Here is a 25,209-nt window from a genome sequence, read left to right as displayed (position 1 = left end):
CCCCCTCCGGACGAGAAGGCGCGCCCATGCGGATACTCTGCATGGGCGCGTTTTCGTCTTTGCACTGAACTTGCAGGATGAATTGCGATGAAAGCACTCGCGCGCCTCTTTCTCCCGGCCCTGCTGCTGGCGGGCACGGCTGAGGCCGAACCGATGCGGCAACCTTATGCTGTGCCGCCGATGGATGCGCCGGAACTCGCGGCGCTGGGGGCCTATGCCATCGGCACGCAGGCGATCACGGTGGATGCGCCGGACAGCGTGGTCCTTTCCGCCACCGGCCTTGCCCGCACCACGCGGACGATCAAGGCGCGGGTGTGGTATCCCGCCGATGCCGCGCCCACGGCGGCGCGGGCCAGTTTTGCGCATGTCCTGCCCAAGCCTGATGGCACAGGCGGGCAGTTTGTCATCCCGAGCCTTGCCGTGGACGGAGCCGCGCCGATCAAGGGGAAGCGCTTCCCGCTGGTGGTCGTCTCGCACGGCTACAACGGCTGGGACACGTTCATGACCTGGTTGACCGAGAACCTCGCGACCAAGGGCTATGTCGTCGTGGCGATCGATCATGCCGATCAGCGCGTGGTAAACCCGGCGGAATTTCCGGTCTCGTTCGGCAACGTGCTGGTCCACCGCGCGCGCGATGTGCGCGTGGTAATCGATGACATGACGCGCCGCGCCGGCAAGGCCGGCGATGCGCTGGGCCAGGAAATCGACGCGGGGCAGATCGGTCTTGTCGGCTATTCGATGGGCGGCTTCGGCGTGCTCGGCGCGGCGGGGCTGGACTATGCGCCGACGAGCCCGGTGTTTGCGCAAATGCCCGCTCCGGCGCGGGACCAGCTGCTGGAGAGCCAGGCGGCGGGCAAGTCGATCGCCGCGCGGATCAAGGCTGTCGTCGCGCTGGCACCATTCGGCGGAAGCCCGCCGGTGCGGGTCTGGTCAGAAGCCTCGCTCGCCGCCTTTGCCAAGCCGGTGCTTATGATCGACGGCGACCATGACGACATCGTCGATGCGCCGAACGGAGTCAGCTGGATATTCGACCACATGGCCGCGAACAAGCGGCACTTCCTGCTCTATCAGAATGCGCGCCACAATGTCGGCGGCAATCCGCCCCCGCCCGAGGCGGACGCTGATTTCTCGACGCGCGAATACTTTGCCGAGCCGGTGTGGCGGGCGGAGCGGATCAACGCAATCAACCAGCATTTCATCACCGCATTCCTTGATCTGCATCTCAAGGGCGAGGAGGCCAAGCGGGCTTATCTGGATGTGACGCCGCCCAATGCAGGCGACGGGCAGTGGCCGCTGGCGCCGTTCCAGAACGTGGGCGGGAAGCCTGCCTCGGCAGAGCAGCCCGGGTTCTGGCGCGGCTTCCAGCGGCGCTGGGCGCTGGGGCTTGAAATGAAGGCCGGAAAGCCGGCCGCGCGCTGATCAGGCGGGGAAGGCGGCCGCGCCGGTCGTGCCGGAAAACAGCGTCGCGGTTGCTCCACCGACCCAGATCGGTCCCCCCGCTTCGTGTTCAATGCAGATGCGGCCCGAGCGACCGAGGCGGGTGCCCTGCGTGGCCGTGTAGGGCGCGGTGACGTGGCCGAGGCGCAGCATCCATTCGGCGGCGGAAGCATTGAGGCTGCCGGTGACGGGGTCCTCGATGAGGCCGCCATAGGGGTCGCTGAAGATTGCGCGCACTTCATAGGCAAACGGGCTCCCTGCGGGATGCAGGCCGACGAGGCCGATGTCGATGCGGTTGGCATGCGAGCGGGCGGACTCGGCCGCGATGACCGAGGCCGCGTCCTTGAGCTGGATACCTAGCCAGCCGGGGCCGTTGTCGATCCATTCGGCCGCAACCACATCGCCGGCGGCGATCCCAAGCACGCCGCATGCCTCGGCCAGCTTGTCCGCGTCGACCGGGCCGGACCGCAGCAGCGGCGGGGCAGCAAAGGCGAGGCCGTTTGCGCCGCGGCGGACGTCGATGAGGCCCGCGCCGCATTCCTGCACGACTTTGCCGTCATGGCGCGGCGTGCCGCCGAGCGCGAGCCAGGCGTGGGCGGACCCCAGCGTGGGGTGGCCGGCAAAGGGCAGTTCGCGGTCGAGCGTGAAGATGCGCACGCGGTAGTCGGCAGTGTCGGTCGTCGGCGGCAGCAGGAAGGCGGTTTCCGAGAGATTGAGCCAGCGGGTGATGGCCTGAAGTTCTGACGTATCCCGGTCGGCATCGAGGGCGATCACGGCAAGCGGATTGCCCGAGAACGGGGTTTCACCGAACACGTCGACAAGCTGGAAAGGGTACTGCGGCATGTGTCCTGAACCTTGCGCGCCGGGGTTGGCGCGTGGGAATCAAGATCACGGCTTGGCGGGCATTGGCAACAATGAAAAGCCATCGCCTTCGAGAGCAGGTCTATCCCGCAGGGCTCAGTCCGGGATGGCGAAGCTGAGGCGCAGGCCGGTGATGAACGCGCTGCTGGCACGGCGATCCCAGCCGGGGTTGATCACGTATTGGAGATCGGGCTGGATGTTCAACCAGCTTGCGAGCTTGCGCTGCGCCGTCAGTTCGAACACGGTTTCCCCACGAGCCGCACGATCAGGAGCAAGCAGGGTTCGCTGCGCGGCTGCGCCCAGCCGGGCATGCGCAGCGGCCACACCCAGGCGCCAGTTGCCTACCGTCGCAACAATGCCGCCACCCAGATAGGCGGCCACGGGATTGGCGCGGGAATCGGCAATCCCGAAGCGGATCCAGGCATTGAGCCGGCGAGTGACTGCGCCTTCGAGCAGACCATACGCGCCCCGCGAAAGGGCGGGAGTCTCGGCTGGATCGAGCGCCGCGAATCGCGTCGTATGATGCCAGCCGCCTAACTGCAAAAGCCATGTCCCCACGGGCAGGCGCGCTTCGGCGATCAGCAGAGCGCCGGTCGTCCCGGGAAAACGCACCGCGAGCTTGCGCGGATCATGCCGCGCACCGGCCAGTGAATCGAACAGGCCCAAGGTCAGCGCCTTGCGGCCACGCTGCATCCGCATGACAATCGCGGACGAGGTCATCGGGAAGATGGAGGGGCCGGCGAGTCCGCTCTGCGAGATTTCCGGACCGATCCCGAAGGCGCTGTTCACGAAGAGCGAGCCGGTGTTCTGGATATCGAATTCGGCGTTGAGGTCGATAAGCCCGGCCTTGGCGGAGAGGAAGTCGTTTGGCTTCCACTGCGCCCATGCTTCGTAGACATGGGGCAGTGTATCAGCCTCGAGGCTGCTCACTGTCTGGAAGGCCCCCACGCGGCGACCCGAAAAGTCGGGCCCGTGAACCGCCATCACATCGAGGTGTGCAGACCATGCATCGAGACCGATGACCGGGCCCTTGAAATCGAGCCAGACATCGGCGCGTGCGACGACTTCGGTGCCATGATCGAGATCGCCGCTGACCGCCGAGAGAACGTCCGCCGTATAGGACCCGCCCAATTTCACGGCCGATTGCGCCGCCGCCGAGGCGGGCAGCGCCAGAGCGGCGAGGGTAAGGGCAAGGTGACCGGTCCGTATCATCACCATCGTGATAGGACCGAGGCGGATAAGATCGTCCTTTGCCGCGATCAGGTAAATGGCGCAGCATGCCTGCAGCAAACCGGCAGGAATTTGCCGGGTGATGCTGTGGCTGCGCCGCATCACGTTCGGCATCATTCTTTTATGTGCAACGGGGTGTGCGCAATTTCATGATGACTCGGCCTCGCCAATGCGGTAAAACCACACACACAAAACAAGTCGTTCACCCGGCGCGGCCTTGGGAGAGGATGCGTAAAATTGCACCGCGCCGGGTGTCCTGAACTGGTTTATCCTTCACAGCCCTGATTTTTCGTCGCTTGGTGGGCGCGGTGGATCGTGCCCGAGCGTTGCCTGGTGATCGAAATGTCCGATCATAGTAAGCGGACAAATCAACTGGTCGCATCGTGGCCCTCTGCGCCACAACGGACCCGTCCGCTGGTTTCGATCAGAAACCCGGGCTAGATTATCCCAACCCAAGCGGTGTCGGGCAGTACGGCACACACGTGCGTCCGGTCGCCGCGAGCAGAGAGGAAACCCCCATGCGCGCTTCGCTCGCGACCCTATCCCTTGCGCTTTTAACTGCCGCGCCTGTGGCCGCCCGTGCCGCCGATGCGGCTCCGATGGCGCCTGCCGCCACTGCCGAAAAGCCGACGACCAACAAGGACTGGTGGCCCGATCAGCTTGACCTGACGCCGCTGCGACAGAACGAGAACACGCTGGCGAGCCCCTATGGCGCCGATTTCGACTACAGCAAGGCCTTCCTCAGCCTCGATCTCAAGGCAGTCAAAGCGGACATCGCCAAAGTGCTGACCACCTCGCAAGCCTGGTGGCCCGCGGACTATGGCAATTATGGCCCGTTCTTCATCCGCATGGCCTGGCACAGCACCGGCACCTACCGCACGATCGACGGTCGCGGCGGCGGTGCGGGCGGCGAGCAGCGCTTCGAGCCGCTGAACTCGTGGCCGGACAATGCCAACCTCGACAAGGCGCGCCGGCTGCTCTGGCCGATCAAGCAGAAGTATGGCCGCAAGCTTTCGTGGGGCGATCTCATGGTGCTGACAGGCAACGTCGCGCTCGAGCAGATGGGCTTCAAGACGCTGGGCTTCGGCGGCGGCCGCGCGGATACGTGGCAGCCCGATGCGGTCTATTGGGGTACCGAGAAGAAGTGGCTGGAGGCCAACGGCGACCGCTGGAACGAGAAGCGGCAGCTCAAGGGCCCGCTCGCGGCGGTGCAGATGGGGCTGATCTATGTGAACCCCGAAGGGCCCAACGCGAACGGCGATCCGATCTCCGCGGCGCACGATATCCGGCAGTCGTTCGGCCGCATGGCGATGAACGACGAGGAAATCGTCGCGCTGATCGCGGGCGGCCACACCTTCGGCAAGGCACACGGCGCGCATGCGGCCACCTGCGTCGGCGCAGCGCCGGCGGGCGCGGGGATCGAGGCGCAGGGCACCGGCTGGAAGAACAGCTGCGGCACCGGCATGGGCAAGGACACGGTGACGAGCGGCCTCGAAGGCGCATGGTCGGCCAACCCCATCGCGTGGACCACGCAGTACCTCGACAACCTCTTCGCATTCGACTGGGTCAAGGTGAAGAGCCCGGCAGGCGCAACGCAGTGGCAGCCGGTGAACGCGGCGGATGTGCAGATCGTGCCGGACGCGCACGAGGTGGGCAAGACCCACGCGCCGATCATGTTCACCACCGACATGGCGATCAAGCAGGACCCGGCGTTCCGCGCGATCGCGCTGCGCTTCAAGGATAAGCCCGAGCTCTATGCCGATGCCTTCGCCCGCGCGTGGTTCAAGCTGACCCACCGCGATATGGGGCCGAAGGCGCACTACATCGGTGCGGACGTGCCGTCGCAGACCTTCACCTGGCAGGATCCGCTGCCGGTGGACAATCACCCGCTGATTGGCGCGGCGGAGATCGCCACGCTCAAGGGCAAGGTTCTCAGCGCGGGGCTGACCCCGGCGCAGCTGGTGCGCACGGCCTGGGCTTCGGCCTCGACCTACCGCAATTCGGACTTGCGCGGCGGTGCCAATGGCGCGCGCATTCGCCTTGCGCCGCAGAAGGACTGGGCCGTCAACGATCCGGCAGAGCTTGCCAAGGTTCTGGCGGCGCTTGAAAAGGTGCGAGCGGACTACAACCGCACTGCGCCGGGCGGCCGCACGGTGAGCATGGCCGATCTGATCGTGCTGGCTGGCAACGCGGCGGTCGAGCAGGCGGCGGCGAAGGGCGGCGTGTCGCTCGAGCTGCCGTTCACGCCGGGCCGGGTTGATGCGAGCGCCGAGCAGACCGATCCTGCGGCCTTCGCGCCGATGGAGCCCAAGTCTGACGGCTTCCGCAACTGGCACGCGGCAGACGCCTGGCAGGGTCCTGCCGAGGCGCTGGTCGACAAGGCGAGCCTGCTGGGGCTGACCGTGTCGGAAATGACCGTGCTGGTTGGGGGGCTTCGCGTCCTTGATGCCAATGCGGCTGGATCGAACGCGGGCGAGTTCACCAGCCGCCTTGGTACGCTGTCGAACGACTTCTTCGTCAACCTGCTTGGCATGGACACGGTGTGGAGCAAGTCGGGCGCAGCCTATGAAGGGCGCGACCGGACAAGCGGCGCGGTAAAGTGGACGGCGACGCCCGCAGACCTGATCTTCGGCTCGAACTCGGAGCTTCGCGCGGTGGCCGAAGCCTATGCTAGCGACGATGCGCGCGAGCATTTCGTGCGCGATTTCGCCAAGGCCTGGACCAAGGTGATGAACGCCGACCGTTCGTAAGGCGTTGAAGCAGAAGAGGGCCGGGGCGCTGGTGCGCTCCGGCCCTTTTTCGTGTCAGGCGTTCGGGCGATTGGCCAGCAGGTTGTCCACCACGGAGGGATCGGCAAGCGTCGACGTATCGCCCAGATTGCCGACGTCATTCTCGCCGATCTTGCGCAGGATGCGGCGCATGATCTTGCCCGAGCGGGTCTTGGGCAGGCCTGGGGCGAACTGGATGACGTCGGGTGTGGCGATGGGGCCGATTTCATGGCGGACCCACTGGACGAGCTCCTTGCGCAAGGCCTCGTCTGGCTCGACGTCGGCGTTGGTGGTCACGAAGGCATAGATGCCCTGGCCCTTGATCTCGTGCGGCATGCCCACGACCGCCGCTTCGGCGACCTTGGCGTGGGCGACGAGCGCGCTCTCGATTTCGGCGGTGCCCATGCGGTGGCCGCTGACGTTGATCACGTCGTCGATGCGGCCGGTGATCCAGTAGTAGCCGTCCTCGTCGCGGCGGCAGCCGTCGCCGGTGAAGTAGTGGCCGGGGAAGGTGGTGAAGTAGGTCTGGAAGAAGCGCTCGTGATCGCCCCAGACGGTGCGCATCTGGCCGGGCCAGCTCTGCGTGATGACGAGGCAGCCATCGGCCGCGCCTTCGAGGAACTGGCCCTCGCCGGTGAGGAGCGCGGGCTTCACGCCGAACATGGGCCGCGTGGCCGAGCCGGGCTTGAGCGCCGTGGCGCCGGGGAGCGGGGTGATCATCGCGCCGCCGGTCTCGGTCTGCCACCAGGTGTCGACGATCGGGCAGCGGCCTTCGCCGACGACCTTGTGGTACCACTCCCAGGCCTCGGGATTGATCGGCTCACCCACCGAGCCGAGGAGGCGCAGCGACTGGCGGCTGGTCTTCTTCACCCACTCGTCACCTTCGCGCATCAGCGCGCGCAGCGCGGTCGGGGCGCCGTAGAAGATCTCGACGCCGAACTTGTCGACGACCTGCCAGAAGCGGCTGGGATCGGGGAAGTTGGGCACGCCTTCGAACATCACGGTGGTCGCGCCGTTGACGAGCGGCCCGTAGACGACATAGCTGTGGCCCGTCACCCAGCCCACGTCCGCGGCGCACCAGTAAATCTGTGCGGGACGATAATCGAAGACGTACTCGTGCGTCATCGAGGCCCAGACCGAGTAGCCGCCGGTGGTGTGGAGCACGCCCTTGGGCTTGCCGGTGGAGCCCGAGGTGTAGAGGATGAACAGCGGGTCTTCGGCGCCGATCTCTTCGGGCGGGCAATCGGCGGACTGCGTAGCAACCGCGCTGGCCCAATCGACGTCGCGGCGTTCCACCATCGGCACGGCGGCACCGGTGTGCTGGAGGACGATCACCGTATCGACGCCCGGGCACTGGGTGAGCGCCTCATCGACATTGGCCTTCAGCGGCACTTTCTTGCCCCCGCGAAGGCCTTCGTCGGCGGTGATGACGAGGCGGCTGTCGCAATCGGTGATCCGGCCGGCGAGCGCATCGGGCGAGAAGCCCGCGAAGACGATCGAGTGGATCGCGCCGATGCGCGCGCAGGCGAGCATGGCGACGGCGGCTTCGGGGACCATCGGCAGATAGATCGTGACGCGCGAGCCGCGCTGGACGCCGCGCGCTTTGAGCAGATTGGCGAAGCGGCACACCATGTCATGCAACTCGCGGTAGGTGATGCGGCGGTCGGGGGTGTCCGGGCTGTCCGGCTCCCACAGGATGGCGATCTGCTCGCCGCGTGTCGCAAGGTGGCGGTCGAGGCAATTGGCGGCGAGGTTGAGGGTGCCGTCCTCGAACCACTTGATGCCGAAATCCGCCTCGTGGAAGCTCGCCGTGCTGACCTTGGTGAAGGGCTTGATCCAGTCGATCCGCTGCGCCTCCCCGCGCCAGAACGTCTCCGGATCAGCGAGCGACTGCGCATACATCGCCTGATAGCGCGCGTCGTCGATCAGGGCGCCTTCGGACCAGTTCTGGGGGACCGGATAGATGGTCTGGCTCATGGCGGCGTCCTCTCGGCAAGCGTTGGATTTTGGCCGCTATAAGACGCAATGGACCCGGTTTGCCAAGCCTTGAATCGACGGCGCTCTACACTGTCCCGCGCGCGAGATCGGCATCGACGCGGTTGTCAATGCGGTCGAGCATAGAAGTGATGCCCTTCAGCACCAGCCAGCGCAGTGGTTCGGGCGGGAGGGGGAACAGGCGGCGGCGGAACAGGTCGACTTCGGCGTTGGGCCGGCCGAGCACCTGATCGGCGAGCATCGGTCCAGCGTAGGTCGCCTGCGCGATGCCGTGGCCGTTGTAGCCGAGGCCGTGGAATACGGTGCCGCGCGCGTTGGCGCCGTGGAGCGGGAGAAAATCGAGCGTCAGGCCGATCCAGCCGCCCCAGAACGATTCGATGGGCACATCGGGCAGTTCGGGGAAGCGCCGCGCGAACAGCCTGCGCCAATCCGCGAAGACTTCGGGAAGATGGCCGGTGGTGAGCGTGCTGCCATAGCCGTACTGCACCCATTTCGACCCGCCGGAAATGCGGCCATCGGCTTGCGAGCGGTAGTTCTCCATCGCCTCGTGCGCGGTGTAGAGCGGTTCGCGGCCCTGCCAGCCCACGCGGTTCCATTGCGCCTCGGTGAGCGGCGCGGTGCGGAACAGGGTGACACGGACGGGGAAGACCTTGCTGCGCATTCGCCCGAGTGTTGTCGGGGTGTAGGCATTGGTGGCGAGGACGAGCTTCTCGGCCGTAACGCTGCCCTTGTCGGTGTGCACCACGATGGGGGAGGCGGCGTCTTCGATCCGGGTGACGGCGCTGTCCTCGTAGATCCGCACCCCGGCATCGAGCGCGGCCTGGCGCAGGGCGAGGACATATTTGCCGGGATGGAGGTGGCCGCCCGCCAGTTCGTGCACGCCGAAGCGGACATGCGAGGGGAGGCCACGGCGGCGGACTTCGGCTTCATCGAGGAAGGCGACTTTGACGCCGAGTTTCGCGGCAAGCTCTGCCCCGTCGGCCAGCGGCTTGCGGTGGCGGGGGTGGAGACCGGTGATGATATTGCCGGTCGGCACATATTCGCAATCGACGCCGAGCTTCGCGATCATCGCTTCGGTGTAGTGGACGGCCCGGTCGGCAAAGCGGGCGTATTCCACCGCGCGGTCCTTGCCGACGTATTTGACCAGCGTGGGGAAATCCTTGCCGATGGTCGGGGTGAGATGCCCGGCATTGCGACCGCTGGCGCCGAAGCCGCAGTGATCGCGCTCGAGGATCGCCACGTCGACGCCTTCTTCGCGCAGCTTGAGCGCGGTGCTGAGCCCGGTGAAGCCGCCGCCGATAATGACGACGTCAGCATTCTTCGCACCCGCGAGCGCCGGCTGGCGCTCCACACCTCCCGCGATCCATGGGCTGCTCTCGAAGAATTCCGGCGCGGCCATTTCAGTGCGCTTCGGCCATCGCGCCGAGGAACATCATCACGACGGGGTGTGGTTCGATGCTGGCCTGCTGCGCCTTGACCGACGCGAAGGCATCGTCGGCGGCGGCGAGGGCGAACTGGATGTCGGCCTCGGTCATCGCGGCGCAGAAGAACATGTTGTGCCAGGGGTGGACGTAGACGCCGCGCTTCAGCATCGCTTCGCCCCAGGCGAAGCCGGTGCGGTAGTCGGGATCGTTGTCGAACAGGATCTGCGGCATCTGCATCGGGCCGGTCTGGCGCAGGGCGAAGCCGTGCTTGGCGGCAAGCGCATCAAGGCCTTCGCGCCACAGGGTGCCAAGGCGGATCGAGTTTTCGAGGTAGTCGGTTTCGCGGAGGATCCTGAGCGTCTCGACCCCGGCGGCCATGGGCACGGCGGCGAACCAGAACGAGCCGGTGACGTAGATGTGGCTGGCGCCTTCGCGGCAGCGGTCGTTGCCGAGGAGCGCGGAGATGGGATGGCCGTTGGCGAAGGACTTGCCCCAGCAGCTCATGTCCGGCCGTACGCCGACGAGTTCCCAGCTACAGTCGCGGATCAGGCGGAAGCCGGCGCGGACATCGTCGACGATGAGCATGGCGCCGGTTTCATCGCAGAGCTCGCGGGCGCGCCTGGCATAGGCGGGATCGGGGAGCGCCTGATCGACAAAGGCATCATGCTTGAACGGAGAGGCGAAGATGGCGGCGAGATCATCGCCCGCTTCAGCGACGGCGGCTTCGAGGCTCGCGACGTCGTTGTACTGGTACTTGGAAATGAACGCGCGTTCTTCGGGGACGATCCCGGCGGGCATCGGCGTGCACCACGGCGCGGCGCCGTGATAGGCCCCGTCCGCGACGAGAATGCGGCGCTTGCCGGTCTGCGCGCGGGCGGTGGTCATCGCCATGGTCGTGGCGTCGGTGCCGTTCTTGCAGAACATCGCCCAATCGGCGTGGCTGACCATGGAGGTGAGCGCCTCGGCGAGTTCGACGAAGTGGGCACTGGGGCCGGTCAGCGTATCGCCCTTGGCGAGCTGCGCGACAGCGACGTCGTTCACGCGCCGGTCGTTGTAGCCGAGCAAATTGGGGCCATAGGCGCACATGAAATCGAGGTAGCGGTTGCCGTCGACGTCCCAGATGTAGGCGCCTTCGCCGCGCTCGAAGAACTGCGGATAACTGGCGGGGAGCAGGGTGGTTGCCTCGTGGCCGTACATGCCGCCGGGGACGACTTTGAGGGCACGCTGGCGCAGGGCTTGGTCGGTGGCATTTGTGGTCATGGTGCTCTCCCCTCGGTGTTCAGGCGGCTTGTTCGGCGGCCGCACGCAGCGGCAGATATTCGGGCAGGAACGTGCGGGCATAGGCCTCGCGTGCGCGGCGGGCCTGTTCCTCGTAGGCATCGGTGATCACACCGTGGCGGTGGACCGACAGCGTCCAGATCGCATCGTTGATCACGAGCAGTTCGGTGAAGCGCTCGACCAGATCGGCGCTGGGCGCGATGTCGAACAGGCGAGTGAGTTCGGCCATGCTGCGTTCTGCGATGACGCGGTCGTTCTCGAGATCGCGCGCGCGGATCGTGGCGGAAAGGCCGGAGCCCAGAAGCAGGCGGCGCGCGGCAGTGTGCGCGTTGTAATGCTCGCGGCCATGAGCGTAGCGCGCGGCGAGGTAGCCCTGCCAGGTGTTGATGCCTGCCGGCACCGGCTTGTCGAGCAGCTCTATGAATTCCTGCGTATAGCGCTCCGCAAGCGCAACGAAGACCTGCCCCGCATCGGGAAAGAAATGGTAGATCGACGGGGCCGAAAGCCCGGCTTCCTCGGCAAGCGTATATATGCTGATCTGTGCCGGCTCGAGCGTTTCGAGCAGGCGATCTGCAGAATCGAGGATCGCCTCGAAACGCTGCTGGCTGCGCTTCTGGCGCGGGCGGCGGATCGCTTCGGCAGCGCCGGACGCTGCGGGTCGGGGTAGGATCGTGACCATGGCGCCGAGACTAGCGCGGATTTTGCGTGGTTCAACCGTTTTCAGATAAAAATCCGAATTTATGTCAGATTCAGCTTGACGCCCCCTGCCATCACGCGGCAGCTTCCCTTTTCAGGGGGAAGCTCAGCCGCAGGCAAAGGCCGCGGCGCCGAAGCGGGGAGATGATCATGCAGCAGGCCAATCGGAAGCGGTGCCTTGGAATGATGCTGGCGGGGAGCGCACTCGCGCTATCCGCGCCCGCGCTGGCGCAGGAGGCCGCACCGCCGGCCAAGGATAGCGGCGGCATCGCCGAGATCGTCGTGACCGCCCAGCGCCGCGCGCAGAACGTGCAGGACGTGCCGATCGCAATCGCGGCGATCAGCGGCGACGCGCTTACTGAGACCGGCGTGCGCGATCCGCGCGACCTGACGCTGCTGGTGCCGAGCCTTTCGATGCAGGCAGGCACGGCGGCTTCGACCACTTCGCTGTTCATCCGCGGCGTCGGCATCGGCGATTTCAACTCGAACACGACCGGCGCGGTGGGCGTCTATGTCGACGATGTGTTCATCGGCGCGAACGCGGGCAAGCTCTTCAATGTGTTTGATTCCGATGGGATTGAAGTGCTGAAGGGGCCGCAGGGGACGCTCTATGGCCGCAACACGACGGCGGGCGCGATCCGCTTTTCGAGCCGCAAGCCGACCGACGAACTGAGCGGCGATTTCTCCGCGCTCTATGGCCGGTTCAACGAAGTGCAGCTCGAAGGCGGTATCGGCGGGCCGATTGCCAAGGACCTGCTCAAGGTCCGCATTGCGGGCTTCTACAACCGGCGCGACGGGACGACCTACAACCGGCTGACCGGCAACCGCGTCAACAACATCAACCTCTGGGCGCTGCGCGGGATCGCGGACTTCACGCCCGCGCCGAACGTGCTGCTGCGGCTTTCGGTGCACGGGGGCAACAACACCGGCGGGGCGCGGCAATTCCAGCACCGCGGGCAGGGAGTGGGGTTCGGCGGCGAGACGCTGCCGTTGCTCAATGGCTTTCCGACAGACGCCTTCGGCTACGCCGATACCGACAACAACGTCTATGCCGGCGACTACAACGTCGAGGGCAAGGAGCGCATCGGCGTGTTCGGCGCCTCGCTGCTCGGCCAGATCGACTTTGGCGGCGTGCAGCTGACGTCGATCACTGCCTACGAGCAGGTCAACCGCGCAACGCTCGAAGATACCGACGCCAGCCCGAATGACTTCGTGGTGGCCTATTATCAGGACCGACCGCGCCAGTGGAGCCAGGAACTGCGGTTGCAATCGACCGGCGATCGCAAGCTGAACTGGATCATCGGCGGGTACTATTTCCACGACACGCTGGCGACCGACAGCAGCTTCGACCTGCTGCGCAGCTTGCGCGATCCCAATGACTTGCTCGGGACCTTTGATCCGGTCAATTCGCTCGGCCTGCTGCGCTATCCCTATACCCAGCGCACCCGCAGCGTCGCGGTGTTCGGGCAGGCGGATTACAAGCTGACCGACAAGCTGACAGCGACGGTGGGGCTGCGCTGGTCGAACGACCGGATCAGCATGGACTACCACAGCCTGTTCGATGCCGTCGGCGGCGTGGTTCCGGTGAAGGCCTATTCCGACATCACCCTGCCGCTGCTCGATTTCAACGGGCGCAAGACCTTCCGCGATCTCTCGTGGCGCGCGGCGCTCAATTACAAGACGGGCGACACGCTGGTCTATGCCTCGTTCTCGAAGGGTTACAATAGCGGCGGTTTCGCGGGCGGGGCATCGACCGATCCGCTCCAGCTTGTGCCGTTCAATTCGGAAAAGCTCTATGCCTATGAAGTGGGCCTGAAGACCGAGTTCCTTGATCGCAAGGTGCGTTTCAACACCTCGGCGTTCTACTATGACTACCGCGACCTGCAGGTCTTCGTGTTCGATCTGACCGGTCCGATCCCGGTGCAGCGCAAGCTGAACGCGGGCAATGCCGAGATCTACGGCCTCGAGGCGGAGCTGACAGTGCGCCCCACCCGCAATCTCGACCTGTTCGGCGCGGCGACCTTCATGCACAGCGAATACAAGAAGTTCGCCGCGCTCGGCGGGGTGAGCTATTCGGGCAACCGGCTGGTGAATGCACCGAAGTTTGCCTTCTCGGGCGGGATCAACTGGACGATCCCGCTGCGCACCGGCGCGGCGATCAAGGCGCGGGTGGACGGCACCTATGTCTCCTCGATCGCGTTGTTCCCCGACAATGCGCCGAGCACCGAGGTGAAGGGCAACGGGCGGATCAACGCGCGGCTTGCCTATCAGGCGCCGTCGAAAGTGTGGGAAGCCGCGCTGTGGGTGAAGAACCTCAATTCTTCGCGCTACATATCCTCAATTGCGCCAGTCATCACGCAGGACCAGATCAACTACAACGATCCGCGTACCTTCGGGGTCCAGTTGGTCGCGCATTTCTGAGCGGCGTGGTCATTAAAGAAAAGGCAGAAATTTCGGATGCTTGACGTACATGGCTGGCTCGAGAAGTTCGGTGCGGCGCTGAAGACAGGGGACGGCGCGGCGGTGGCGGCGCTGTTCGTGCCGGATGGTCTGTGGCGCGACTATCTGGCGCTGGGCTGGACCTTGGCGACGCATGAGGGGACGGAGGCGATCGCTGCCTTTGCGGGTGCGCGCGCGGCAGAGTCGGGCATCGGTGGCTTCGCCAGCGACGTGCCGGAAGGCGCGACCGAGGGCTTCATCACCTTCGAGACCGCGCTTGGCCGTGGCGAAGGCTATGTGCGGTTGATGGGCGAACAGTGCTTTACGCTGCTCACCGCGCTCAAGGAACTCAAGGGGTTCGAGGAACCGCTGCGCGGCCGCCGGAACTCCGGAGTGGTCGACGAGACCGGCAAGCGCACCTGGGAAGACGTGCGGCATGATGATGTCGAGCAGTGGAGCGAGAGCAATCCGCCCTACGTGCTGGTCATCGGCGCGGGGCAGGGCGGCCTCGCGCTTGGCGCGCGGCTCAAGATGCTGGGCGTGCCGTGCCTGCTCATCGACAAGTACCCGCGCGTAGGTGACCAGTGGCGCTCGCGCTATAAGTCGCTGCTGCTGCACGATCCGGTGTGGTACGACCACATGCCCTATGTGCCGTTCCCAGATCACTGGCCGGTCTACACCCCCAAGCAGAAGATGGGCGATTGGCTGGAATACTATGCCGCGATCATGGAACTGGGGATCTGGACCAGCACCGAATGCAAAGGCATCTCGCGCGATCCCGCCACCGGAAGATGGCAGGTTTCGCTTGTGCGCGATGGCAAGCCGTTAACGCTTTCGCCCGAACACGTAGTGATGGCGGTCGGCAATGCCGGCTTCCCGATCACGCCGACGTTCCCGGGGCAGGAGACCTTCAAGGGCCACCAGTGCCATTCGAGCGCGCATCCGGGCGGCGAGGGGCTGGCAGGCCAGCGCGTGATCGTGGTCGGCGCGAACAATTCGGCGCATGACATCTGCGCCGATCTCGTCAGCCATGGGGCCGAGCCGGTGATGATCCAGCGCTCCTCGACGCTGATCGTGCGGCAATCGAACATGGAGACGCTGCTGGCGGGAGCCTACTCGCAGCAGGCGTACGATTCCGGGCTCACGACGGACAAGGCCGACCTGCTCAGCGCCTCGGTGCCGATGCGGTTGGCCGAGAAGGTCAACAAGGCGACGTGGGATGCGCTGCGGGTTTCGGAAGCGCCGTTCTACCAGCGGCTGACGGATGCGGGGTTCCAGGTCGATTTCGGGCCGGACGGCACCGGCATCGCGATGAAGTTCCAGCGCACTTCCTCGGGCTATTACGTCGATGTCGGCGCTTCGGAAATGGTCGCGGACGGGCGGATCAAGGTGCGCTCGGGCGTGACGATCGAGCGGATCGACGAGGATGGGCTGGTGCTTTCCGACGGCAGCCACGAGCGGGCAGACCGAATCATCTACGCAACCGGCTTTGGCGACATGAAGCAGTGGGTGGCGCGGCTGATCAACCCGGACGTGGCGGAGCGTATCGGCAAGACCTGGGGCTATGGCTCGGGCTTCGCCGGCGATCCCGGTCCGTGGGAAGGCGAAATGAAGAACCTGTGGAAGCCGACCGCCGAGCCGGGGCTGTGGTTCATGGCCGGAAATCTCGCGATGGCACGCAGTTACTCGCAGTACCTCGGGCTTCAGCTCAAGGCGCGGTACGAGGGCCTGCCGGTCGAGCCTTACGTCCCCGCGTAAGCGCGCGGCCTGAGCGCGAGTGCCGCGCCGATCATGGCGAGGCCAAGGATGCCCGCGGCGGCGCAGGCGAGCAGCACGGTGTCGAGGCCCCCATATTCCTTGGGCAACTCGATCAGCATCCCGGCGGCGGTGGGCAGGATCGCTGCTCCGAGGAGCTGCGCTGTCGCCGCGTAGGGCAGGCTCCGGCGTGTCGGGTCCGCTTCCAGCAGGAAGCCGGTGAGCGCGGGGGTGACGACCATCCAGACGAAGCCGTAGCCGACGACGAGGCCCCAGCCTACGAGGCCTTCCGCGCCGCGCAGGAACAGCAGCGCGACGATGAACATGAGCCCCAAGCCGGTCACGATCGCGCGCAACCCGGCATTCCCGCGCTCGCCAATCGAGATGGCGACCAGCGCGCCCGCCATCTGGCCGACCATCGAGGCGGTCAGCATCGGCGCCACGCGTTCAGGCGCGATGCCGCGCGCTTCGAGCCAGAGGCCCATGTAGGCCCAGATTCCGACGATCGCGCCGACGAGCAAGGCAGAGGCGGCGAGGCCGGTCCAGCCCGACAGGGGAATGGTACCCTTGCTTGCCGGGTCTTCAGGGTGGGCGCCTGAAGCGAGGCTTTTCGGCACGAGCGGCAAGGTCAGCGCGGTGAGCGCGGCAACCACGGCAAGGGCATGCTGGACATCGGCCGCGGCGCCCGGCGCGGCCGCGCTCGCGAACCACTGCAGGATGGCATACTGGCTGGCGGCTTGCAGGAAGAGGAACGCGGCTGCAGCGGCATTGAGGCCCTTCGACCGCGCAATGGCACCAGCCGCGACCCCGACCAGCAGGCCGCCGCCTGCACCGGAGACCGCACGGGCGAGGAGCAGCGGAACCGCCGCCGGAAAGAGGTTCGCCGCGATGGTGACAGCGATCCCGACGAATGCCACCAGCCGCGCTGGCACGCGGCTGAGCAGCGCGATCCCGCCTGCACTCCCGAGCGCGATGGCGGCAATCTCGATGGCGGCGAGGAGTCCAAGGCTGGCCTCGCCGATCCGGCCTTCGTGGACGTAGCTGCCGTAGAGCAGCGGTTGTACCCCCAATACAAGCAGGCCAGCGGCACCGATCAGCAGGCACGCGCCGAGCGCGAGGCGCGTGGGCGAGGGGCCGGTTGGTTCCTGCTGCGCCGCCATGCCAACCCCTCGTTGTTTCCGATAATTATCGGGTTTATTGGGCAGGCCGGGAGTCAAGTCAAGCGCGCGCCGATGCACGGCGCGACCGGCTGGGACTTGTGCTGGCGATGTGCAGAAAGTTGGTCGTGTATGGTTGGTCGATCGCGAATCTTCTCCACCAAATAGGGTGCAAACGGTTCAATCTCGCCTTCAAACAACGTTTCGGGCCTCATTTGATCCCCACGATTATCCAGTCTGCATAGGCACAAGGGCTGACTGGTCGGTCGGCACTCCCAGCGGAAAACTCTGACAATCGGTCAAACGGAACATTCCGAGCACAACTTTTTTGATTCGCGACAGCGGTTGGTCCCTTGCACTAAGCTCAAAGCCGAATCGGTTGATTGCCGAGATGCTCAGGGGAGGGCTTCGTGTCGATTGGAGTGATCATAATCCTCGCAGGATTAGGTTTCCTGCTTATCAAGATGGTCATCAAATCCGGATCGTCCGATTTAGCCGCGAGTGAATCCTCGCATTCAAAATCGACTTTCGTTCCGCCGCGAGAGAAGACAGACGAAGAGCTTCTTGCGGATTACCAAGCGCTCATTCGCGAGTTGCCTGCCGCATTTCTCGGTGACGGCTCCAATCCGTCAAAATCAGATATGTCAAAATTGCAGAGGTTGAGCCGCCTCATTTCGCTGCCTATCATTCAGCCAAGAATCGACCAATCTGCTATGCTCGAACTCCTCGATGCTGGCTTATCTGCTGTCGAACCGGTTTACGGCCCCGGCGATAGGACTGGTAAGTCACGGCAGCAGGCCTACACGAAGGCGATCCGAAAATTACGCCCGAGTGGGGCGCAATCGTCTCCATTGGAGACCCAAAAGACCCCGTCTGCCAAAGCACCCAAAGGTGGGGAGGGGCAGACGAAGAAAGGTAGGGTAGCCGCTCCCCGTATCGGCCGCTTTGGCTTTCCTTTCGACGTAGTTGCGTTCGCAGCATCGATGCCCAGAGGATGGCGTCTCGTTGATGAAATCGGCGAAGACAATGTCTTCATGCATGGCCCGAATGGGGCAATCATCGAAGGCGGGCCACATCAAATGACCCCATCATCCAACCTTTTTGATGCATTTGAAAACATGGTGTATCATTTTGACTACTCTCAAGAAATTGAAGAGTTTACGACTTCTATTGGTTCAAAGGGGTGGAGCGTTCGTGGTGAATGGAATGAGGCGAGCGTTTTTGCAATTGAGTTTTATGGACCGGCTTTGATGTCGTTGAGGTTCGTGTATCATGATGATGCGCTGGACGCCGATGTCGTAAATGGAATTAAAACGGCAGTTTCCAAAATTACATGGCTTCATGTGCCTGCTGAGATTGGACTGGATATTCAGCCCAAAAATATAAAGGAGTTGCGTCGCTATATATCGCAAGCTTTGAGGATGAAAAAAGATCTTTGTGATGAAATACTTGCGTCATACGAAGATGAAGAAAATCTGTACTTCAGTTTGCGGGAGCTTGAAGAGATCGCTATTCTCGGTCCGGAGGTTTATCCTACGGTGCGCGCAATGATACGCTATGCTATTTCGCGCACCGAGATCGATGTGGATGACCTGGCTACGTTGCGCACATGGTGTGATCCTCACTTTCTTAATGATCCCAGCCTTAAGGAGGAAATTGCATCAAAGGCAGTTTCCGCTGCAAGTACCACTCGCGACTTTCTATCTCTCGCAGCGGCAGCAGCCGAGGCTGGCAATGCCGACCAGGCGGCTGAATGCGTCCAGTCAGCTTTCAATGCTCTGTCCTCAACTGACGACTATCTCCATTTTGTCGCTCACGAGATGATCTCGTTAAGTGATAAGAGTGCAAAGCGACTTTTCGATAAGGCCATTACGGCAGCGCGTGATATAGGTGATATGCGGGCCATTATCGACGCCGAGAGCGCAACAGCGCAGTTGGTCGCGCCTATCCTGAAACGCATGCGCAAGTGCGCAAAGGACAGTGACTTCTTTGACGGCGGTTATAACGCCTTTGATGTGATCAAATTAGCCGTCGATAAAGAATTCATTAGTAAGGAAAATGCTGAAGCAGAGTTGTTTGCACTCATTGATGTCTCTCCTATACTCAGTGATAGATTTGCTGGAAAGGCGGCGCAGCCTCAGGATGAGAATGCTTCATTCGGATCTGGCGCCGCACGTATGCACCTCCTGTCAATGGCCGAGTCGGCATATGATGATGAGTGGAATGAAGTCCGTGAAAGGCTTCTCTCTCAAGCCGAGCAGGCAGCCTCGTCTCCAGCGCAAAAATATGCCGTTTATGAATTTTTTGTCGACCACTTTGGCAACAATAAACGCGCTAAGGCTTATCAAAAGGCTAACAAGAAGGCCCTTCAGCCATTCCTTGAACAGAAGGCGGCTGCAGAGCAGAAAGAGAAACTTATCGACTCCATATGCCATTGTGCCCTTCTGGTCGCAGTCGGAGACGGAACTATTTCTGAAGAGGAAGCAGAAGAAGTAAATAAGGTTCGCGGTATAGTTGAAATGATGTATCGTAATCGTGAGGCGATTAGCATTCTCGAAATTACTCACGACATCGAACGGGCCAGGCAGGCGCGGGTGTCAACAGCTTTGCATTACAATTTGGCGTTCACGATGTTTGGACGGCCGTCATACACGCATGAAGTCTACGACGCATTGTCCGAAGTATCTTCGAAGAGGGATCTCGATGGGATTTTTCGCACATACGCAGAGCGCATCAAGGATCCCTTCGCACGGCGCCTTGCTGCTTGGGCTGGCCTTGAGGTCGCATCCATAGACGGTCTCGACAATGGCGAAAAGCATGCTTTGGCCGTTATGGCCAGTGTTTGGGGCCTCAACCTTGACGAGAACCAGCGGTATTTCCGCGACTTCGTTTATCCTGCAACGAGTGATGAAATTGAATTCACAGGGCCAACGGAGGGCAGTGGACTGGACCGCGCTCGCAAGCTGGACGCAGAGCTGGCCGAAATCGGCGATGACGCAGCAAGCACTCTAGTCCAAACTTTGGGTGTAGACAGCATCGAGGCTCTGATGCGTCTCTTGGGTGAGAAGGAGGACGAAGAGGTCGTTGTAGATACGGAAGAGCTGCCTCCCATCTTTGAGGCGGTTTTGCCATATGGTGATTGGGAAAAGGTAGTTCAGCTCATCAAGACTGGCGTTGACGTGAACGAAACAATCAACCTCAACGGCCTCAAGGGTGTCAGCATTCTGATGCTCGCATGTGAGCATGCGACCGTCGATGTCGTCAAAACCTTGGTAGAAGGTGGAGCAAACGTTAATCTTTCGATTGGAAACCCGAAGAGAGCTTCTGGCTATAACACGCCGCTTACCGCATCCCTCAAGAACGGCGGAAGGATGGATATCTTCGAATATCTTCTCGAATCTGGAGCAAATCCTGACCCGTTTGGTGACAGGGAATCTGGCTGGACGCCGCTCACCATTGCAGCGCAAAACGAGAATCACAAAGCTGTCAAAATCCTCATTAATCGAGGTGCTGATGTTAACATCGCGACTTCGAATGGAGCCAATGCCTTTAAGCTTATAGCGTCCGCTGAGACAAGTAACGCTCGCAAATGCCTCGATCTCTTGATTAAGGCTGGAATTGATACGACCAAGACAGACGACGAGGGCTTTGCCGGCATCCACAATGCCGTTTGTGAATGCTCCGTCAAGCACATCAAGTTTCTGATTGAGAAGGCAAAAGTACCAGTCAATTTACCTATGAAGGTCATTCCTGGAACCCAGTTTTTCACACCTCTCCTGCAGGCTCTTTGCTTCGGCAATGGTCCTGTCGTCGAGTACCTGCTGAATGTGGGTGCAGATCCGTCTTTGAGGCTCGCTGGCCGGAGTGTTTTCTCCGCCATTGCTAGGGGCGCACAGGATGGGGATATCGCTGATCCGCTTCGCGAACTCGATCGCTTCCTTGGACTGGGTGTAATGCCAGATCTTGAAGACATTATTCTCATCCTCGCTTTTATGTCAGAGGCTTACGACGACGATGCTGATCGGATTGGGCCTTTCCTCGAAAAAATGGTCAGTTTTGCAGATGTGGATCTGGCCTCTTGGAGTGAGATTGATCCGGCCGAGATGAGCGAAAAGCTAGACGATGCAATGGCCGCTGCCCCAGATTTGACAACTATTTACCTGGCGGCCTTGAAAAAGCAGGGAATGGATCTCGAGACACTCGGCATAGACAGTTAGGTTCAATGCTGAGCGGTGGGATGAAGGCTCGCCAGTTAAGCGATCGCTTGGCTGGAATGCTGTAGCCTTTAGTCTGGCAATAGGTTCTCAGGTGGCTTGCACTCATGTCATTGAATGTCACGTATAACCGGCCGCCGCTCTGGGCCAGAAACAACGCCCGGAAAGCCATTGAGCTAATGGACGGAACGCCCGCATATGTCTCCCTTCTCAAGGTTAAGGTTTGAACCGCCCCGGGATTGCCGGAGGCCCTAACTCCTGAGAGGAAGGGTCTAAGATGAGCAAGACGATGAACAAATTTGCGGCGGAGGTTCGTGAACGGGCAGTCCGCATGGTGCTGGACCATGAGAGCGATCATCCATCTCGCTGGGCGGCGATCACATCCATAGCTGCCAAGATTGGCTGCTCGGGGCACACGCTGCTGGAGTGGGTGAAGAAGGCTGAGGTCAACAGCGGCAAGCGTGCTGGCGTTCCTGCCGAGCTGGCAGACCGCCTCAAGGCACTGGAGCGCGAGAACCGCGAACTGCGGCAGGCCAACGAGATCCTGCGCAAGGCTTCCGCATATTTTGCCCAGGCGGAGCTCGACCGCCCGTTCAAGCGATGACTGCCTTCATTGACGAGCATCGCGATGAGTATGGGGTCGAGCCGATCTGCCGGGTTCTGCCGATCGCCCCATCCACCTACCATGAGCGAGTGGCACAGCGCCGCGATCCGTCGCGCCTGTCGGCACGTGCCCAGCGCGACGAGGCGATGAAGCCCGAGGTTCGGCGCGTGTTCGATGCCAACTTCAAGGTCTATGGCGTGCGCAAGGTGTGGCGGCAGATGCAGCGGGAGGGTTTCGATATTGCCCGCTGCACGGTGGAACGGCTGATGCGTGATCTGGGCCTGCAGGGCGTGATCCGGGGCAAGCCGGTGAAGACGACGATCAGCGATAAGACGGCACCGTGCCCGCTCGATCAGGTCAACCGTCAGTTCCATGCCCCGGCACCGAACATGCTGTGGGTGTCGGATTTCACTTACGTCGCGACGTGGTCGGGGTTCGTCTACGTGGCCTTCGTGATCGACGTTTACGCCCGCTATATCGTGGGCTGGCGGGTAAGCAGGACGGCGCATGCCAGCTTCGTGCTGGATGCCCTGGAGCAGGCGATCCACGATCGGAGACCCGTTCCTCGTGGTGGCCTGATCCACCACAGCGACCGCGGCAGCCAATACGTGTCGATCAAGTATACCGAGCGCCTTGCCGAGGCCGGGATCGAGCCATCGGTGGGCAGCGTCGGCGACAGCTATGACAACGCCTTGGCCGAGACGATCAACGGTCTTTACAAGGCTGAGGTGATCCACCGGCGAGGACCGTGGCGATCCTTTGAAGATGTTGAATACGCCACGCTCGAATGGGTGGACTGGTTTAACAACCGCCGCCTGCTCGCGCCCATCGGCAATATCCCGCCGGCCGAAGCTGAGGAACGCTACTACGCCATGCTGGACGACACCCCAATGGCCGCATAATTTAAGCCGACTGGCCTCCGGCAATCCCGGGGCGGTTCAGTTCACGGTGACCGTCGGCCTCGTAGGGCCATGGATGGTGCCCCTGAATGACACCCCTGAGAAGATGGGCGCCTTCATTAACCTACGACTGATGATCGCACGGGCACGGAAGACGTGAACATCGCTGAGTCAGAACGAGAATGAATCGGAATCAATTCGCTCCTGGCAGTGTCGGCAATTGCCGAGCGGGAGGTTAATGGAGATGCCCAAATGGTTCGTTTGTAGCCATTAATGAATGGCCTGACCTGCAATTGAGGTTCTAAAAATCAGGCAGAAAGTCTGAATTAAGGCATTGATGTATAACAAAACTATTCTGTGACCAACAGGGCTGGGTCCAGAGGTTTTGGAGAGAGTGAACCCGATGGAGAGAGGGCAGGGACTAACCCACGCCGCTAAATTATCTGGGTGAGCGGAAAGTACCGCAGAACCGCGCCATTTCAGCGCCCCGTAAGGGGGTGAGATAATTTCGATGTGAAGAAAATGGTCGGGGAGACAGGATTCGAACCTGCGACCCTCTGCTCCCAAAGCAGATGCGCTACCAGGCTGCGCTACTCCCCGACTGGGTTCGCCCTAGAGCATGCGGTGCCGGTGCGGCAAGGCGCAATCGTGACACGACGGGTCGTCCCGTGCGGTCATGCGCCCTATTGGTATTGTTACGGGGAGATGGCATGAAAGCCGGGCGATCCGTCCGGGCAGGGGCGGCGGGGTGGGAGCACTGCAAAGGATGTCGCAATTCTTCAAGCGACTGCGCTGTCTGCTGGGGCGGCATTCGCCCGCCCGGCGGCTGGTGCGCTATGACGGACATCTCAAGATCGGACCCTGCAAGTATTGTGGTGTGCAGCTCGAGAAGCGCGCTGACGGCCGGTGGGTGATCCGTCCGCAGCAGGGTGCGGGCAAACGGGACACGGTGGTTCAGGAGGACTGAACCCGGGTGGTTGACCTTCGAGTGGCGCGCGCCCAATTGGCTAGCGGGTAATACCGACCCGCAAAGCCAAGAGGAGCGAGCATGACCACCTGGACTTCCACCGACCCCATGACCGGCGACGTGCTGTGGCAGGGCGAGGACGCGGATGTCGATGCGGCAGTCATGGCGGCCCGTGCGGCGCAAAGGGATTGGGCGCCGCGTCCGCTGGCGGAGCGCATTGCCATTGCCGAGCGCTATGCCGAGGTGGTGAAAGCCCATGCCGAAGAGTTCGCCTGCACGATCGCGCGCGAGACGGGGAAGCCCTTGTGGGAAGCGCGCACCGAAGTCGGCACCGTTGCCGCCAAGGTCGCAATATCGATTACCGCGCAGGCCGAGCGCGCCGGGGAGCGCCATGGCGAGGCGGCGGGCGTGCCCCAGGCGCTGCGCCATAAGCCGCATGGCGTGCTGGCCGTGCTGGGCCCGTACAATTTTCCGGCGCACCTGCCCAACGGCCACATCGTGCCGGCGCTGCTGGCGGGTAATGCGGTGGTGTTCAAGCCGTCCGAACTGACCCCGGCCTCGGGCGCCTTCATGGCCGGTCTATGGGCCGAAGCCGGGCTGCCCGAAGGCGTTCTGGTGGTGACGCAGGGCCGCGCCGATACGGGCCGCGCGCTGGCGGCGCATCCGGAGCTGGACGGGTTGCTGTTCACCGGCTCCTCCAACACCGGCCTTGCGCTGCATCAGGCGTTCGCTGCGCGGCCTGACCGAATTCTGGCGATCGAGACGGGTGGCAACAACCCGCTGGTTGCATGGGATATTGCCGAGACCGACATCGCGGCGGCGGCTTCGCTGGTGCTGCAATCGGCGTTCCTATCGGCAGGCCAGCGCTGCACTTGCGCGCGGCGGCTGATCGTGGGGCCGGACGGCGATGCGCTGATCGATGCCGTCGCGGCGATGGCGGACCGGATCATCGCCGGCGGGCCGTTCGACGAGCCTGCGCCGTTCATGGGGCCGGTGGTCGACATGAACGCGGCGGCGCGGGTCGAGAAGGCCTGGGACGCGCTGGTGGCAATGGGAGGCAAGGTGATCCGCCCGCTGCGGCGCCTGCGCGAAGGGACGCCGCTTCTCTCGCCCGCGATCATCGACGTGACGGGCCTTGCCGTGCCGGACGAGGAAATCTTCGGACCCGTGCTGCAGGTGATGCGCGTCGCCGATTTCGATGCGGCGATGTCCGCGGCGAACGCCACGCGCTACGGTCTGGCGGCGAGCCTGATCGGCGGAGACGAGGCGCTCTATCGCCGCTTCTGGGCAGCCAGCCGCGCGGGCGTGGTCAACTGGAACCGGCCGACCAACGGCGCGGCGTCCTCCGCGCCCTTCGGCGGCGTGGGGATTTCGGGCAACCACCGCCCGAGCGCCTACTACGCGGCGGATTATTGCGCCTGGCCGGTGGCCAGCCTTGAAAGCCCGGCTATTGCCGCCGCTGCGCTGACCGGGTTGCGAGACTAG

15 protein-coding genes, 1 tRNA gene and 1 other annotated feature are annotated in these 25,209 nt (G+C 63.1%); of the genes, 8 read left to right on the top strand and 8 right to left on the bottom strand.

What is annotated here, in order from left to right; translation table 11 throughout:
* Nucleotides 1–87: 87 nt before the first annotated feature.
* Nucleotides 88–1,419 (top strand): dienelactone hydrolase family protein, encoded by a 1,332-nt coding sequence (locus tag IP83_RS11215; RefSeq protein ID WP_054122309.1) that lies wholly within the window; start codon nucleotides 88–90, stop codon nucleotides 1,417–1,419.
* On the opposite strand, the gene IP83_RS11210 is transcribed toward IP83_RS11215, so the two are convergent.
* Both IP83_RS11210 and IP83_RS11205 read right to left on the bottom strand, forming a co-directional pair.
* Entirely contained in the window at nucleotides 1,420–2,280 is an 861-nt protein-coding gene (locus tag IP83_RS11210; RefSeq protein WP_054122308.1) for a PhzF family phenazine biosynthesis protein, read from the bottom strand.
* A 114-nt stretch (nucleotides 2,281–2,394) separates the two neighbouring features.
* Nucleotides 2,395–3,645 carry a carbohydrate porin gene (locus IP83_RS11205; protein ID WP_054122307.1) on the bottom strand — a complete coding sequence of 417 codons (1,251 nt, stop codon included), beginning with the start codon at nucleotides 3,643–3,645 and terminating at the stop codon, nucleotides 2,395–2,397.
* Between the two features lie 401 nt (nucleotides 3,646–4,046).
* Here IP83_RS11205 and katG point away from each other — a divergent pair, with 401 nt between their 5' ends.
* A complete protein-coding gene (katG, locus tag IP83_RS11200) occupies nucleotides 4,047–6,278 on the top strand; it encodes a catalase/peroxidase HPI (RefSeq protein WP_054122306.1) in 2,232 nt (743 codons plus the stop codon).
* 54 nt (nucleotides 6,279–6,332) lie between these two features.
* Here katG and acs read toward each other — a convergent pair whose 3' ends face one another.
* The 4 genes from acs to IP83_RS11180 form a co-directional block, all read right to left on the bottom strand.
* The gene (acs, locus tag IP83_RS11195; protein ID WP_054122305.1) at nucleotides 6,333–8,273 is read right to left on the bottom strand and encodes an acetate--CoA ligase; all 1,941 of its coding nucleotides are present in this window, start codon (nucleotides 8,271–8,273) and stop codon (nucleotides 6,333–6,335) included.
* An 85-nt stretch (nucleotides 8,274–8,358) separates the two neighbouring features.
* Nucleotides 8,359–9,690, bottom strand: a complete 1,332-nt coding sequence (locus IP83_RS11190) for an FAD-binding oxidoreductase (RefSeq protein WP_054122304.1) — start codon at nucleotides 9,688–9,690, stop codon at nucleotides 8,359–8,361.
* A 1-nt stretch (nucleotide 9,691) separates the two neighbouring features.
* Nucleotides 9,692–10,975 carry an aminotransferase class III-fold pyridoxal phosphate-dependent enzyme gene (locus tag IP83_RS11185; protein ID WP_054122303.1) on the bottom strand — a complete coding sequence of 428 codons (1,284 nt, stop codon included), beginning with the start codon at nucleotides 10,973–10,975 and terminating at the stop codon, nucleotides 9,692–9,694.
* Nucleotides 10,976–10,994: 19 nt separating this feature from the next.
* Nucleotides 10,995–11,672 carry a TetR/AcrR family transcriptional regulator gene (locus tag IP83_RS11180; protein ID WP_054122302.1) on the bottom strand — a complete coding sequence of 226 codons (678 nt, stop codon included), beginning with the start codon at nucleotides 11,670–11,672 and terminating at the stop codon, nucleotides 10,995–10,997.
* A gap of 167 nt (nucleotides 11,673–11,839) precedes the next feature.
* Between IP83_RS11180 and IP83_RS11175 the strand changes: the two genes are divergently transcribed.
* Entirely contained in the window at nucleotides 11,840–14,110 is a 2,271-nt protein-coding gene (locus IP83_RS11175) for a TonB-dependent receptor (protein WP_054122324.1), read from the top strand.
* Nucleotides 14,111–14,146: 36 nt separating this feature from the next.
* The gene (locus tag IP83_RS11170) at nucleotides 14,147–15,886 is read left to right on the top strand and encodes an NAD(P)/FAD-dependent oxidoreductase (RefSeq protein WP_054122301.1); all 1,740 of its coding nucleotides are present in this window, start codon (nucleotides 14,147–14,149) and stop codon (nucleotides 15,884–15,886) included.
* Here IP83_RS11170 and IP83_RS11165 read toward each other — a convergent pair.
* Nucleotides 15,871–17,043: a hypothetical protein gene (locus IP83_RS11165; protein ID WP_054122300.1), complete on the bottom strand. Its 1,173-nt coding sequence runs from the start codon at nucleotides 17,041–17,043 to the stop codon at nucleotides 15,871–15,873. The genes IP83_RS11170 and IP83_RS11165 overlap by 16 nt on opposite strands.
* A gap of 407 nt (nucleotides 17,044–17,450) precedes the next feature.
* Between IP83_RS11165 and IP83_RS11160 the strand changes: the two genes are divergently transcribed.
* Nucleotides 17,451–21,257, top strand: a complete 3,807-nt coding sequence (locus IP83_RS11160; protein ID WP_156309679.1) for an ankyrin repeat domain-containing protein — start codon at nucleotides 17,451–17,453, stop codon at nucleotides 21,255–21,257.
* 274 nt (nucleotides 21,258–21,531) lie between these two features.
* Nucleotides 21,532–22,760 (top strand): IS3 family transposase gene (locus IP83_RS11150; protein ID WP_156309678.1). Its coding sequence is split into 2 segments (ribosomal slippage): nucleotides 21,532–21,820 and nucleotides 21,820–22,760, totalling 1,230 coding nucleotides; the frame shifts between segments, so codons are not numbered across the junction.
* Nucleotides 21,813–21,929 (top strand) — a sequence feature (AL1L pseudoknot). Its footprint overlaps the gene before it by 117 nt.
* A gap of 520 nt (nucleotides 22,761–23,280) precedes the next feature.
* Here IP83_RS11150 and IP83_RS11145 read toward each other — a convergent pair.
* Nucleotides 23,281–23,357: transfer RNA gene (locus IP83_RS11145), tRNA-Pro, on the bottom strand.
* A 166-nt stretch (nucleotides 23,358–23,523) separates the two neighbouring features.
* Here IP83_RS11145 and IP83_RS20225 point away from each other — a divergent pair.
* Entirely contained in the window at nucleotides 23,524–23,724 is a 201-nt protein-coding gene (locus IP83_RS20225; protein WP_072384765.1) for a hypothetical protein, read from the top strand.
* Nucleotides 23,725–23,805: 81 nt separating this feature from the next.
* Nucleotides 23,806–25,209 (top strand): succinylglutamate-semialdehyde dehydrogenase, encoded by a 1,404-nt coding sequence (gene astD / locus IP83_RS11140; protein WP_054122296.1) that lies wholly within the window; start codon nucleotides 23,806–23,808, stop codon nucleotides 25,207–25,209.

This window comes from Novosphingobium sp. AAP93, from assembly GCF_001296055.1.
Lineage (GTDB): Bacteria > Pseudomonadota > Alphaproteobacteria > Sphingomonadales > Sphingomonadaceae > Novosphingobium.
Note: the sequence above shows the minus strand (reverse complement) of the source record. Positions and strands in the feature narration are given on the sequence as shown.

Coding starts and splice junctions, on each gene's coding strand:
- IP83_RS11215 (WP_054122309.1), top strand. CDS start 88: ATGAAAGCACTCGCGCGCCTCTTTCTCCCGGCCCTGCTGCTGGCGGGC.
- IP83_RS11210 (WP_054122308.1), bottom strand. CDS start 2,280: ATGCCGCAGTACCCTTTCCAGCTTGTCGACGTGTTCGGTGAAACCCCG.
- IP83_RS11205 (WP_054122307.1), bottom strand. CDS start 3,645: ATGATGCCGAACGTGATGCGGCGCAGCCACAGCATCACCCGGCAAATT.
- katG (WP_054122306.1), top strand. CDS start 4,047: ATGCGCGCTTCGCTCGCGACCCTATCCCTTGCGCTTTTAACTGCCGCG.
- acs (WP_054122305.1), bottom strand. CDS start 8,273: ATGAGCCAGACCATCTATCCGGTCCCCCAGAACTGGTCCGAAGGCGCC.
- IP83_RS11190 (WP_054122304.1), bottom strand. CDS start 9,690: ATGGCCGCGCCGGAATTCTTCGAGAGCAGCCCATGGATCGCGGGAGGT.
- IP83_RS11185 (WP_054122303.1), bottom strand. CDS start 10,975: ATGACCACAAATGCCACCGACCAAGCCCTGCGCCAGCGTGCCCTCAAA.
- IP83_RS11180 (WP_054122302.1), bottom strand. CDS start 11,672: ATGGTCACGATCCTACCCCGACCCGCAGCGTCCGGCGCTGCCGAAGCG.
- IP83_RS11175 (WP_054122324.1), top strand. CDS start 11,840: ATGCAGCAGGCCAATCGGAAGCGGTGCCTTGGAATGATGCTGGCGGGG.
- IP83_RS11170 (WP_054122301.1), top strand. CDS start 14,147: ATGCTTGACGTACATGGCTGGCTCGAGAAGTTCGGTGCGGCGCTGAAG.
- IP83_RS11165 (WP_054122300.1), bottom strand. CDS start 17,043: ATGGCGGCGCAGCAGGAACCAACCGGCCCCTCGCCCACGCGCCTCGCG.
- IP83_RS20225 (WP_072384765.1), top strand. CDS start 23,524: ATGTCGCAATTCTTCAAGCGACTGCGCTGTCTGCTGGGGCGGCATTCG.
- astD (WP_054122296.1), top strand. CDS start 23,806: ATGACCACCTGGACTTCCACCGACCCCATGACCGGCGACGTGCTGTGG.